Below are 12,199 nucleotides of genomic sequence, written 5' to 3'. Positions count from 1 at the left end.
CCGTGCGCGGGCGGCCGACGACTCGATCGGAGGTCCCCAAATGCTGAAATTCCTTAACGCGCTCGCCGCCCTCGCGGCGGTGGGCACGTTCGTCATCGCGTTTCTTGACTCGTATGAGGTTCGGTTTAAGGTCCGTAGGCGCACGCGCGGTGCGAACGGTAGAAGGCATTTGCGCCGTAACAAGCGCAAATAAGAATGCCCGGGGTTAGAGGCCCGGGCATTTAACAACGTCGGAAACTGGTCGCCCGCGCTCCAAAGTACTTACGCGGGGTGCGTCGTTTCCTGTAGCTATTGTATCCCGAATCGCCCCGCCGATTCGGGACATTTTGAAAACTCAAACACGTCGGGCAAACCCGGACAATGCGGCCAGGCTCTGCCGGACGAGGAATCGTGTGCGTAACTATCGAACAGATGTTTGCAATTATTGCGTTTACCAGCTGCGGGTGCATACGCTCGCAGTAAAATAGCTTTGCGACGCATTCCGTGCGCGGGCGGCCGACGACTCGATCGGAGGTCCCCAAATGCTGAAATTCCTTAACGCGCTCGCCGCCCTCGCGGCGGTGGGCACGTTCGTCATCGCGTTTCTTGACTCGTATGAGGTTCGGTTTAAGGTCCGTAGGCGCACGCGCGGTGCGGACGGTAGAAGGCATTTGCGCCGCAACAAGCGCAAATAAGAATGCCCGGGGGTCGGATCCCGGGCATTTAACAAAACCAGAAAACTAGGCCGCCCGCGCTCTCGTACACTTACGCGGGGTGCGTCGTTTTCTATGGACATTGTATCCCGAATCGCCCTGCCGATTCGGGACATTTTGAAAACGCAAATGCGGGCTTATCCTTGACTGGACGGAGCGGTCTAGCTGCGTTGTTCGGCGTGGAAGCTTGCAAATCGGCTATTATTTGTTTAGACAACTTGAGTTGTAGAGGAGTGACCGGTGATGGTGCAGGGCGCCAAACATATGAAGAGCAATAACGCCGCGGCCAACGGCGGCTCAAGCCCTCAGCCCAAACCTCAACCAAAGCCCAAGCGCCGTCGCAAGCGGCTGCCGCGCTGGGCCGACCGGCTCATCACCATCGTCATCATCCTTATTGGCGTGGGCCTTATGACCTGGCCGTGGATCTTGGACCGGCTCGAGGCCTCGGGCGTGTTCAACCAGATCAGCACCGTGTCCAGCACCGTGGACGCGCTTTCTGCCGAGGAGCGCGAGCGCATCCTGCTCCAGGCGCGCTCCTTTAACGAGCAACTGGCGGGCGAGGCCACCGAGCTTCCCGCCGACCAGATCGAACCCTACGCTCAGCAGCTCATCTTCGACCGCGACCCCATGATGAGCTGGGTCGAGATCCCCTCCATCGACGTGAGCATGCCCATCTACCACGGTACGAGCGAGGAAGTCCTCATGGCGGGCGTCGGCCACCTGGAGGGCACGAGCCTACCGGTGGGCGGCACCTCGACGCACTGCGTGCTCACCGCGCATTCGGGCATGCGCAACCTGAGCATGTTCGACGACATCCACTCGCTGGAGCCCGGCGACCTGGTGCTGCTGCACACCATGAACAAGACGCTCGCCTACAAGATGGTGGACTCCGAGGTGGTGCTGCCCGAGGAGATGGAGTCGCTGACCATCGAGCCCGGCGCCGACAAGGTGACGCTTGTCACCTGCACGCCCTATGGCGTGAACGACCATCGCCTGCTGGTGCATTGCGTGCGCACCAAGTACAGCAAGAAGGACGTCGACAAGCAAAAGTCGCTGGCCGGCCGCCACTGGGGCAAGCGCGAGTTTGCCGTGCTCATCGTGGTCGTAGCCATTGTGTTGTTGCTGCTGGACATCGTGGTCCACGCGGTCCGCAAGCGCCGCAAGGCCAAGGCCTCGGCATAAGACATTCTCCAGAACCACCACAAAGGGGACAGGTACCTTTGTGGTGGTCGGGACTTCCAAACCATCACAACATTCGATGAAAATCACGATTTTGACGATAAACGTCGAATGTTGTGATGGTTTTTGTTGTGAGCTATGCGGTTTTCGCCGCAGAGCTGCCGGACCGCGTTCGCCACCCTCGTTACGTTTTCGCTGCATTTGGGTAAAGCGCCTGCTCCAAGCCGGCGTTGCCTTGTATACTAGAGCGGTTTAACTGTTATGCGGAAGGGAGCGCCTATGGCACTCAGCGAGAAAGACGTGCGCGGCATCGCCGAGTACGCAAAGATCGCACTGACCGATGACGAGCTCACCCAGATGACGTCCTACCTGAACGACGCCGTCCAGATGCTCGAGCCCGTCTTGCAATATGACTTGCCCGACGTGGAGCCCACGTTCCATCCCATCGGAAGCCTGTCCAACGTGATGGGCGACGACCTGCGCGAGCCCGAGCGCGACCTGCCGCTCGACGTTGCGCTGGAAAACGCCGGCAGCGCGCGCGACCGCTACTTCCGCGTGCCGTCCATTTTGGGAGAGGGGGAGAGCGAGTAATGACGCTAAGCTTCGATTCCCTTACCGCCGCCCAGATTGCCGCGGGCGTTGCCGCCGGCGACTTCACCGCTACCGAGATAGCCCAGGCCTCTCTTGCCGCCATCGAGGCGCGCGAAGGCGGGGTCCAGGCATTCCTGCAGGTGGCGCCCGAGCTTGCGCTCGAGGCCGCCGCGCGCGTGGATGCCGACCGCGCCGCAGGCAAGCCGCTGCCCCCGCTCGCGGGCGTGCCGCTGGCCATTAAGGACAACATGAACCTCGTGGGCACGCGCACCACCTGCGCTTCCCGCATGCTCGAGAACTATCAGAGCGTCTACACCGCTACCTGCGTCCAGCGCATGCTCGATGCCGGCTGCCTGCCCATGGGCAAGGCCAACATGGACGAGTTCGCCTTTGGCAGCTCTACCGAGAGCTCGGCGTTCCATCGCACCAACAACCCCTGGGATACCGAGCGCGTGCCCGGCGGCTCTTCGGGCGGCTCCGCTGCCGCCGTCGCCGCGGGCGAGGTTGCGCTCTCGCTGGGTTCGGACACCGGCGGCTCCATTCGCCAGCCGGCGTCGCTGTGCGGCGTGGTGGGCTTTAAGCCCACGTATGGCGCCGTGAGCCGTTACGGCGTGGTTGCCTTTGGCTCGTCGCTCGACCAGGTTGGCCCCTTTGGCCGCACGGTCGAGGATGTCGCGCTGGCCATGAACGCGCTTACCGGCGCGGGCCACGATCCGTACGATTGCACCAGCCAGGACTGCGCCGTCGACTTTACCGAGCACCTCAACGACAGCATCGAGGGCAAGCGCGTGGGCATCATCCCCGCGTTTATGGAGGCCGAGGGCCTGACGCCCGAGGTCAAGGCCGCTGTTCAGCGCGCCGCCCAGGAGCTGCAGAACCAGGGCGCCGAACTGGTCGAGGTCGACCTGCCGCACCTGGACGCCGCCATCGCCGCCTACTACGTCATCGGCCCGGCCGAGGCGTTCTCCAACCTGGCCCGCTTCGACGGCATTCGCTATGGCTATCAGGAGGAGGGCTGCGCCAACCTGTCCGATCAGAGCTCGCTGTCGCGCGCCCACGGCTTTGGCGCCGAGGCCAAGCGCCGTCAGATGCTCGGTGCCTACCTGCTGAGCTCGGGCGTGTACGACAAGTACTACTACGCCGCGCAAAAGGCCCGCACGCTCATCACGCAGGACTATGACGCCGCGTATGCCAAGGTGGACACCATCCTTATGCCCGCCTCGCCTCGCACGGCCTTTAAGTTTGGCGAGATTAGCGACCCCACGCAGATGTACCTCTCCGACCTGTACACCATCTCGCTCAACATCTGCGGCAACGGCGGTATCTCGGTGCCGCTGGGCTTGGGCGAGGACAGCAAGCTGCCCGTTTCTGCCCAGCTGGTGGGTCCGGCCTTTAAGGACCGTCAGCTGCTCACGTTTGCCCGCGCCTTGGAGCGCGGCTTAGCCGATGCCGCCACGGGTGCGCCCGCGCTTTCCGTCGCGCCCGATTTTGCCGGGAAGGGAGGCGAGCTGTAATGAAGGAGCTTTCCGAGGTCCTGCAGGATTGGGAGGCCGTGATCGGCCTGGAGATCCATACCGAGCTCACCGCACTCGATACCAAGATGTTCTGCAACTGCAAGCTCAGCCACGATGACGAGCCCAACGCCAACGTGTGCCCGGTGTGCCTGGGCCTGCCCGGCGCCCTGCCGGTGCCCAACAAGCGCGCCATCGAGAGCATCGTCAAGGCCGGTCTCGCCACCAACTGCGAGATTCAGCGCCACTCGATGTTCTACCGCAAACACTACTTTTATCCCGACATGGCCAAGAACTTCCAGACCACGCAGGGTCCGGTCGCCTTTGCCATGTACGGCCACCTGGACCTGGACGTGACCGGTCGCGGTGCCGCCGAGCGCCCCGACTGCGCGTTTGGCGAGGCCGAGGCCCAGAGCCTGGCGAGCGCCTCGGCCAACGCCGAGGGCCTGTCCACGTCCATGACGTCGACCATGCGCGAAGGCAACCAGCGCGCCGGCCACCTGGCCAGCTATGACGCGTCCAACCTGCAGATGCCCGAGCGCCGCGAGGACGGTTCCTACACGGTGCCCATCCGCATCCTGCGCATTCACATGGAGGAGGACGCCGCCAAGATGGTCCACGTGGGCGGCGCCGAGGGCCGCATTACCGCCGCGGCCGAGTCGCTCGTCGACTACAACCGCTGCGGCACGCCTTTGATTGAGCTCGTGACTGAGCCTGACTTGCGTACGCCCGAGGAAGCGCGCCTGTTTATGGAAAAGCTCCGTCGCATCTTTGTGACGCTGGGTATTTCGGACTGCTCGATGGAGAAGGGTTCCATGCGCTGCGACGGCAACGTGTCGCTGCGCCGCCGCGGCGAGACCAAGCTGGGCACCAAGACCGAGCTCAAGAACCTCAACTCGTTTAAGAGCCTGCATGACGGCCTTGCCTACGAGATCTGCCGTCAGGCCGAGGTGCTCGAGGAGGGCGGCATCATCTATCAGGAGACCCGCCACTGGGAGCCCAGCCGTAAGCGCACCGTGGTCATGCGTGTGAAGGAGACGGCAGACGACTATCGCCTGTTCCCCGACCCCGATCTGGCGCCGTTCGATCTGGACGATGAGTTCATCGACCGCTGCCGAGGCGAGATCCCCGAGCTGCCCGATGCCAAGCGCGTCCGTTTTGAGGCCGACTTTGGCATTAAGACGGCCGACGCCGAGCAGATTGCCGGCGACCCCGAGTTTGCCGACTTCTTTGAGGCCGCCGCTGCCGGTATGGCCGGCAAGGAGGCCCAGACGGTCGCAAACCTGCTGGTGAACGAGATGATCGCCTACCTTAAGGGCGCAGGCGTGTCGCTCGCCGAGTCCGGCATCGCGCCGGCTCAGGTGGCCGCTCTTGCCAAGCTGCTGGCGACCGATGCCATCAGCTCCAACCAGGCGCACGAGGTCTTTGAGGCTATGGCCCAGACCGGCGACGACCCCAACAAGATCGTCGATGAGCGCGGTATGCGTCAGGTGAGCGATGCCGGCGCGCTGCAGCCGATCGTGGACGAGGTGCTGGCTAACTGTGCCGAGCAGGCGCAGCAGTATCGTGACGGCAACCAGAAGGTTATCGGCTTTTTGGTGGGCCAGTGCATGAAGGCAAGCCGCGGCAAGGGCAACCCGAAGCTCTTCAACGAGTTGCTGAGAACGTCGCTCTCGTAGCTGCGAGGCCGGGGAAGCCCCGAGTCGCCAGGGTATTTCCTCCAAATTTCAAACAGTCCTATGCAAGACGAAGGCCACATTTAGTGGCCTTCTTTGCATGCGGAACTCATTTGGAGCAAACACCCCGGCGACTCGGGGCTTCCCCGGCCAGACGACTCGGCCGTTCGGGTCAGGCTGGGCTGAATGGAATAGAGCGAATGGGCGCGCCGTTGGCGCGTCCATTTTTGTGCGGGTGACAAAGGGACTGTCCCTTTGTCACATTGCAATAAATGTGATGAAAGTGTGGCGAAATGAACTTAAAGCTTCCGTAAATGTGATAAATGTCACGTTTTACCTAGGGTAAAATGTGGGAAATATCACGTTTACGGAAGTTTCTTTGCGGGAGGTTCGGCCATGCAGCGAGATATCATTGCCAAGCTTAACGCTTGGAAAGCGTCAGAATATCGTAAGCCGCTTATCCTTAAGGGGGCGCGCCAGGTTGGAAAGACGTGGGCGCTTAAGGAGTTCGGCCGAACCTCGTATATCAATTATGTGTATCTGACGCTCGAGGAGCCGTCACCTGGGGTACAGAGCGAGTACGCTCAGTTTTTCGAAGGTACGCGCGATCCTCGACGGATCATCTCAAATCTTTCCCTGGCACTTGGACAGCCTATCGATCCTGGCGAGACGCTGCTTATTATTGATGAGATCCAGGATTGTCCTTCTGCAGTCGGTGCCCTTAAATACTTCTGTGACGAGGCCCCCGAGTATCACGTCGCATGCGCAGGGTCTTTGTTGGGCGTTCGCTTGTCCCGTGAGACCAGCGCTTTTCCGGTGGGAAAGGTCGAGTTCATGGAGATGCGCCCCATGAGCTTTTCCGAGTTTCTGAAAGCCGAGGGCGCTGCAAACTACGACGAATACCTTGGCGGCCTGGATCAGATCGAGACAGTGCCCGATTTCTTCCATGTCCGTCTCGTCGAGCATCTTCGTCGTTATTTTGCATGCGGCGGCATGCCAGAGGCTCTTGGCCGGTGGGCGGAGACGGGCGATATCGTTCAGGTCGATAAGGTGTTGTCTGATCTCTTGGATTCCTACGAGCGCGATTTTGCCAAGCATGGTGGCCGTGCGCAGTTCGCCAAGCTTTCGCAAATATGGAACTCGATTCCAGCTCAGTTGGCGCGCGAGAACAAAAAGTTCGTTTGGGGTGCGGTGCGCGAGGGGGCTCGTGCTCGAGAATACGAGGATGCTCTGGAATGGCTTGCCGATGCTGGGCTCATCACGGCGGTTCGCCTTAATGCTGCCGGTGGTGTGCCGCTCTCTGCGTACGATGACCTCAAGGCATTTAAAGTCTACTGTCTTGATGTCGGCTTGCTGCGCCGCATGGCAAGGCTGGATGCGTCCGCTTTTGCCATCTCGGATGCGCTATTTTCGGAGTTCAAAGGTTCGTTCGCCGAGAACTATGTGCTTCAGGCATTACTTTCACAGTTAGATGCTGCTCCGCGTTACTGGACAAACGAGAAGCCGAAGCACGAAGTCGATTTTTTGATTCAAGTCGGAAACGAAATCGTTCCCGTCGAGGTCAAATCGGGAGAGGTCGTTCACTCCAAGAGCCTTAAGTACTATGCCGACAAGCATGCGGAGACGACTCCATTGAGGGTCCGCTACTCACTTAAGAACCTAAAGCTCGACGACGGGGTGCTCAACATTCCGTTGTATTTGGCTGATCGATCTGTCCCTCTTATCAAAAAGGCGCTTGATTGTGCGCATCTTGACGTTTAGATCCTGGGTGAGCTGACGGGCGGTGGCTAATTAATCGCTCCGTTACGGCCAGGGAGCTTGGGCCTTAGCGATGCTTGCTTCGCCAAGCGGTGGGGGTGGTGCCGGTGTATTGTTTGAAGGCTTGGGCGAAGGCGGCTTGCTGAGGGTAGTCGAGCCGCTCTGCTACCTGCGCTATCGTGAGCCCGCTATCGGCCAAAAGGTCCTGTGCTCGCTCCATACGGCGTCTGCGAATGTAGGCGCCCATCGACTCGCCTGTTTGGGCCTTAAAGGTGGCGCATAGTTTGGAGCGGCTTGTGTAGAGCCTCTCGGCCACCTCGTTGATACCCACACGTCTGCCTTTGTCGAGCGCGCGCTCAATCATTGCCGTTGCTTCTTCGGCAATGGTTATGCTGACGCGTGTGTCTGCCGCCTGCCGCGCCTGCTTGTGGGCCGCGCGCGAACAGGCGAGCTCCGCGACCATGGTCTCCACGATGCCCTGCATATAGACGTGTCCGCCTACGGTGTGAGCGCGGTCCTCGTTAATCCGGCGCAGCGTGTGGCAGATGGCAGACGTCGCTTCCTCGTGCCATGGCTCGGCAAACGCCTCAAAGATTCCCGCGAACTCGGTGGGATAGCGGTGCTCCAGTTCGTCAAAATATCCAGGCAAAAAGAGCACCGAGCGCGAGTGATAGAGCTCCCCCGCAAACAGCGGGCTTAATTCCTCGCCACAGTTATCTTGGATAAAGCTGCAAACGGCATTGTTTGGCCACGGTCCATGCAATGGTTTGAGGTTCGCGGGCGTTATGCCAGCCTCGGGCATGCATGTAAGTGTGGGCGCGCTGACCTCGCTCACGCAGGCATATGGCTCGGGTGTGTATTCGGCCAGGTACATATCGTGCGTCGGGGTGATGAAATGCTCCATGACGATGCAGGCAGGGGAGAGGGGCATGATCCATGCGCGTCCGTGCGCCCGATCGTTTGCCACCTCGCCGGTAAAGACAGCGCCCTTGCCGGAAAGCTCCAGGCCAAACTGCTCAAACTGTGGTGCGTAGAGCTCGGTTATGTCGGTCGCTGCCCGCCGTATTTGCAAAAGCGTCCCTTTCCTTTGCAGAAACGTCCACGCCTGGCTTGATTGTGAGCCATGGCTAACACATCAATGATAAGTTCATTACGGTTAACTCTCAAGCCGTTAGAAAGGAATCTCATGGCAAAGGGATCAAAAAGGGAAGGTGGAGGCATCGGCGAGTTGCTCGCGTATGCCGGTGACCGTAAATTCCTAACGTATTTGGGCATGGCGCTCTCGGCGCTCTCGCAGCTGCTGAGCTTTGGCCCGTACGTGTGCATTTGGCTTGTCGCTCGCGACCTGATCGCCGTGGCACCTAACTGGAGCGAAGCCTGCGACATCGCGATGTATGGCTGGTGGGCCGTGGGGTTTGCGCTGGCAAGCATCGTAGCTTATTTCGTGGGGCTCATGTGCACGCACCTGTCTGCGTTTCGCTGCGCGTCCAATATCCGCAAGACTACGAGCGAGCACCTGCTTAAGCTGCCGCTCGGCTACTTTGACACGCACGCCACCGGTGAGCTGCGCCGTATTGTAGACGGATGCGCCGCCTCCACCGAGACCCTGCTCGCGCACATGCTGCCCGATATCGCCGGCGCCGCCGCCATGGTCGTGGGCTTGCTCGTGCTGCTTTTCGCCCTCGATTGGCGCTTGGGCGCGGCATGCCTTATCTCGGTCGTCGTTTCGTTTGGCGCCATGGCCACCATGATGAGCGGCGAAGGCGCCGAGTTCATGAAGGCCTACATGGGAGCGCTGGTCAAGATGAACAAGACCGGCACCGAATACGTACGCGGCATCCCCGTGGTCAAGGTGTTTCAGCAGACGGTCTACTCCTTTAAGGCCTTCCACGATGCAATCGCCGAATACGCCGACATGGCGCAAAACTATGCGGGCACGTTCTGCCGAGGTCCGCAGGTACTCAACCTTACCGCGCTCAATGGTCTTGTGGCATTCCTGTTGCCCGTGGCGTTGCTGTTGGCGCCAGGCGAGACGGACTTCGCGCATTTTATGACCAACTTCACGTTTTACGCGATATTTTCGGCCGTGGTACCGACGGCCATGACCAAGCTCATGTTTGTGGGCGAGGCCTCTCAGATGAGTGCCGATTCGTTGGCTCGTATTCGAAGCGTCATGGATTCCAAGCAGCTTTCCGTGCCCGCACAACCCAAGCACCCTGCCGGCGGCGACGTGCGATTTGAGGACGTGAGCTTTACGTACGAAGGTGCCGAAGCACCTGCCGTTAGCCATGTAAGTTTCAGCGTTTCCGCTGGTAGCACCCTCGCCCTGGTGGGTCCCTCTGGTGGCGGTAAGTCAACCTGCGCAAGCCTGATCCCGCGTTTTTGGGATGTTTCCTCGGGTCGAGTGCTCGTAGGCGGTGTGGACGTTCGCGATATGGATTCGCACGAGCTTATGGACCAGGTCGCCTTCGTGTTCCAGACCAACCAGCTGTTCCGGCAAACACTTGCCGATAACGTGCGCGCCTCCAAGCCTACGGCCACTGACGACGAAGTGCGTGCGGCCCTCTCCGCAGCTCAGTGCGACGACATTGTGGCCAAGCTCCCACAGGGCATCAATACCATGCTCGGTGCCGGCGGAGCATATCTTTCGGGCGGCGAGGTCCAGCGCGTGGCACTCGCCCGCGCGATCCTTAAAGACGCGCCTATCGTGGTGCTCGATGAGGCCACGGCGTTTGCCGATCCCGAGAACGAGGCGCTCATCCAACGTGCTTTTAGCAAACTGGCGGCGGGTCGCACGGTCATTATGATCGCGCACCGACTCTCGACTGTAGTGGGCGCAGACCAAATCGTGGTGCTCAACCAGGGCAGCGTGCAGGAGTCGGGTACCCATGCCGAGTTGCTGTCCCAAAATGGCCTGTATGCCAAGATGTGGGCCGAGTACGAACAGGCCGCGAGCTGGAAAATCACTGCAGCGACCGCGGATGCCACCGTCACGAAGGGAGGCGAGGCCTAAATGTTCGCCTCATTCCAAAAGAAGTATTTCCTATCCGATAAAGGCGTCGCCGGCGTAAAACGCGGCATTTTCTGGACCACGCTCACCAATCTCATCACCATGGCCGGCATGGGCTTTTTATTCCTGGTTATGGCCGGCTTTGTCGAGCATCTCGTCAGCGGGGCTGACCTGCCGGATGCCCTGCCGATCGTGGGCGGCCTCCTGGTCTTTTTCGTGTTGCTCTTTGCCTCTAACTGGCAGCAGTATTACTACACCTACTGCATCTTTTACGAGGAGTGCGGCAAGCAGCGTATGGAGATTGCCGAGCGCTTGCGCAAACTGCCGCTGTCGTTTTTTGGTCGTCGTGATCTGGCCGATTTAACCGAGACCATCATGGGCGACGTCCAGGCCATGGAGCACGCCTACAGCCACGTGCTGGGAGAGCTTTGGGGTGCCATCATCGCAAGCGCCATTGTCTTCGTGGCATCGCTGTTCTTTTGCTGGCAGCTGGCGATTGCGGCGTTTTGGAGCGTTCCCGTGGCCTTTGCCGTGTTGTATCTAACACGCGGCCCCATGACTCCGGTGTTTGATCGCGTGCGCGCCGAGAAGGTCAAGGTTACCGAGGCTATTCAAGAGACGCTCGACTGCGTTCGCGAGATTCGCGCCACCAACCAGGAGGCCCATTATCTTGAGGGACTCAACGCCGTGATCGATGCCGAGGAGCGCGAGACCACCAAGGGCGAGCTCGTTAACGGGCTTTTGGTCAACTCCGCCTTTGCCATCCTGCGTCTGGGCATTGCCACCACGCTGGTCACGGGCGCCGCGATGGTCGCCTCCGGGCAGGTCGACTTTTTGGTGTTGTTTGCCTTCCTGCTTATGGTGAGCCGTATCTATGCGCCCTTTGACCAGGCATTAATGATAATGTCCGAGCTGTTTGCCGCCGAGTCGTCTGCCAAGCGCATGCGTTCCATCATGGAAGAGCCTGTGGCGCGGGGCAGCGAGAACTTTAAGCCTGCGGGCCACGATGTGGTGTTCGATCACGTGGCATTTGGCTATGGTGCGGGCGAGGACGGACGCGCCGGCGAGAAAGTTCTTACCGATGTGAGCTTTACCGCCAAGGAAGGCGAGGTCACGGCGCTGGTCGGTCCTTCGGGTTCCGGTAAGTCTACGGTGAGCCGCCTGGCCGCGCGCTTTTGGGATGCCACTGCGGGCAAGGTTGCCGTGGGCGGTGTGGATGTTGCGGGCGTGGATCCCGAGGTGCTGCTGCGCGACTACGCCATTGTGTTCCAAGACGTGCTGCTCTTTGACGACACGGTGATGGGAAACATCCGCCTCGGGCGTCGTGATGCCACCGATGAGGAAGTGCTTGCAGCCGCGCGTGCCGCCAACTGTGACGAGTTCGTGAACCGCATGCCGCAGGGCTATGACACTATGATTGGAGAGAACGGCTCCAAACTCTCCGGCGGCGAGCGCCAGCGCATCTCCATCGCCCGCGCACTGCTCAAAGACGCGCCTATCGTGCTGTTGGACGAGGCGACGGCAAGCTTGGATGTGGAGAACGAGACCGTGGTGCAACAGGCACTCTCCCGTCTGCTTGCAGGTAAGACGGTTATCGTTATTGCCCACCGTATGCGTACGGTGGATAATGCCGACAAAATCGTTGTGCTCAAGAATGGAGTGGTTGCCGAACAGGGCACCCCGGCGCAGCTCAAGGCGGCAGGTGGAGAATTCGCCCGCATGGTTGCGCTGCAAAAGGAGGCGGCGGACTGGCAGCTGTAGGAATATGACAAAGGGACAGTC

The 12,199-nt window shown here is 60.3% G+C and carries 9 protein-coding genes; 8 read left to right on the top strand and 1 reads right to left on the bottom strand.

The window, feature by feature from the left end; translation table 11 throughout:
* The first annotated feature begins 521 nt into the window (after positions 1–521).
* From PMX60_RS03870 to PMX60_RS03845, 6 genes are all read left to right on the top strand, one after another.
* Positions 522–674 (top strand): hypothetical protein, encoded by a 153-nt coding sequence (locus PMX60_RS03870; RefSeq protein WP_192919544.1) that lies wholly within the window; start codon positions 522–524, stop codon positions 672–674.
* A 282-nt stretch (positions 675–956) separates the two neighbouring features.
* On the top strand, positions 957–1,874 hold the full coding sequence (locus tag PMX60_RS03865) for a class C sortase (protein WP_271746949.1): 918 nt from the start codon (positions 957–959) through the stop codon (positions 1,872–1,874).
* 276 nt (positions 1,875–2,150) lie between these two features.
* On the top strand, positions 2,151–2,462 hold the full coding sequence (gatC, locus tag PMX60_RS03860) for an Asp-tRNA(Asn)/Glu-tRNA(Gln) amidotransferase subunit GatC (RefSeq protein ID WP_055287082.1): 312 nt from the start codon (positions 2,151–2,153) through the stop codon (positions 2,460–2,462).
* The gene (gene gatA / locus PMX60_RS03855) at positions 2,462–3,976 is read left to right on the top strand and encodes an Asp-tRNA(Asn)/Glu-tRNA(Gln) amidotransferase subunit GatA (protein ID WP_271746948.1); all 1,515 of its coding nucleotides are present in this window, start codon (positions 2,462–2,464) and stop codon (positions 3,974–3,976) included. Before gatC ends, gatA begins: the two co-directional genes overlap by 1 nt.
* A complete protein-coding gene (gatB, locus tag PMX60_RS03850; protein ID WP_271746947.1) occupies positions 3,976–5,652 on the top strand; it encodes an Asp-tRNA(Asn)/Glu-tRNA(Gln) amidotransferase subunit GatB in 1,677 nt (558 codons plus the stop codon). Before gatA ends, gatB begins: the two co-directional genes overlap by 1 nt.
* Positions 5,653–6,045: 393 nt before the next feature.
* Positions 6,046–7,410 carry an ATP-binding protein gene (locus PMX60_RS03845; RefSeq protein ID WP_195361736.1) on the top strand — a complete coding sequence of 455 codons (1,365 nt, stop codon included), beginning with the start codon at positions 6,046–6,048 and terminating at the stop codon, positions 7,408–7,410.
* A 64-nt stretch (positions 7,411–7,474) separates the two neighbouring features.
* On the opposite strand, the gene PMX60_RS03840 is transcribed toward PMX60_RS03845, so the two are convergent.
* Positions 7,475–8,479 (bottom strand): helix-turn-helix domain-containing protein, encoded by a 1,005-nt coding sequence (locus PMX60_RS03840; protein WP_271746946.1) that lies wholly within the window; start codon positions 8,477–8,479, stop codon positions 7,475–7,477.
* A 114-nt stretch (positions 8,480–8,593) separates the two neighbouring features.
* Between PMX60_RS03840 and PMX60_RS03835 the strand changes: the two genes are divergently transcribed.
* Together PMX60_RS03835 and PMX60_RS03830 are read left to right on the top strand one after the other, a co-directional pair.
* Complete coding sequence (locus PMX60_RS03835; RefSeq protein WP_271746945.1) at positions 8,594–10,420, top strand: ABC transporter ATP-binding protein; 1,827 nt, start codon at positions 8,594–8,596, stop codon at positions 10,418–10,420.
* A complete protein-coding gene (locus PMX60_RS03830) occupies positions 10,421–12,178 on the top strand; it encodes an ABC transporter ATP-binding protein (RefSeq protein ID WP_271746943.1) in 1,758 nt (585 codons plus the stop codon).
* Positions 12,179–12,199: the final 21 nt, after the last annotated feature.

It is taken from the genome of Collinsella aerofaciens, from assembly GCF_028206995.1.
Taxonomy (GTDB): domain Bacteria; phylum Actinomycetota; class Coriobacteriia; order Coriobacteriales; family Coriobacteriaceae; genus Collinsella; species Collinsella aerofaciens_AQ.
The sequence above is the reverse complement of the archived record's forward strand: the minus strand, read 5'-3'. Positions and strand labels throughout refer to the sequence as shown.

Bases quoted from the DNA above. Each gene is read 5' to 3' on its own strand.
- PMX60_RS03870 (WP_192919544.1), top strand. From the start codon at position 522: ATGCTGAAATTCCTTAACGCGCTCGCCGCCCTCGCGGCGGTGGGCACG.
- PMX60_RS03865 (WP_271746949.1), top strand. From the start codon at position 957: ATGAAGAGCAATAACGCCGCGGCCAACGGCGGCTCAAGCCCTCAGCCC.
- gatC (WP_055287082.1), top strand. From the start codon at position 2,151: ATGGCACTCAGCGAGAAAGACGTGCGCGGCATCGCCGAGTACGCAAAG.
- gatA (WP_271746948.1), top strand. From the start codon at position 2,462: ATGACGCTAAGCTTCGATTCCCTTACCGCCGCCCAGATTGCCGCGGGC.
- gatB (WP_271746947.1), top strand. From the start codon at position 3,976: ATGAAGGAGCTTTCCGAGGTCCTGCAGGATTGGGAGGCCGTGATCGGC.
- PMX60_RS03845 (WP_195361736.1), top strand. From the start codon at position 6,046: ATGCAGCGAGATATCATTGCCAAGCTTAACGCTTGGAAAGCGTCAGAA.
- PMX60_RS03835 (WP_271746945.1), top strand. From the start codon at position 8,594: ATGGCAAAGGGATCAAAAAGGGAAGGTGGAGGCATCGGCGAGTTGCTC.
- PMX60_RS03830 (WP_271746943.1), top strand. From the start codon at position 10,421: ATGTTCGCCTCATTCCAAAAGAAGTATTTCCTATCCGATAAAGGCGTC.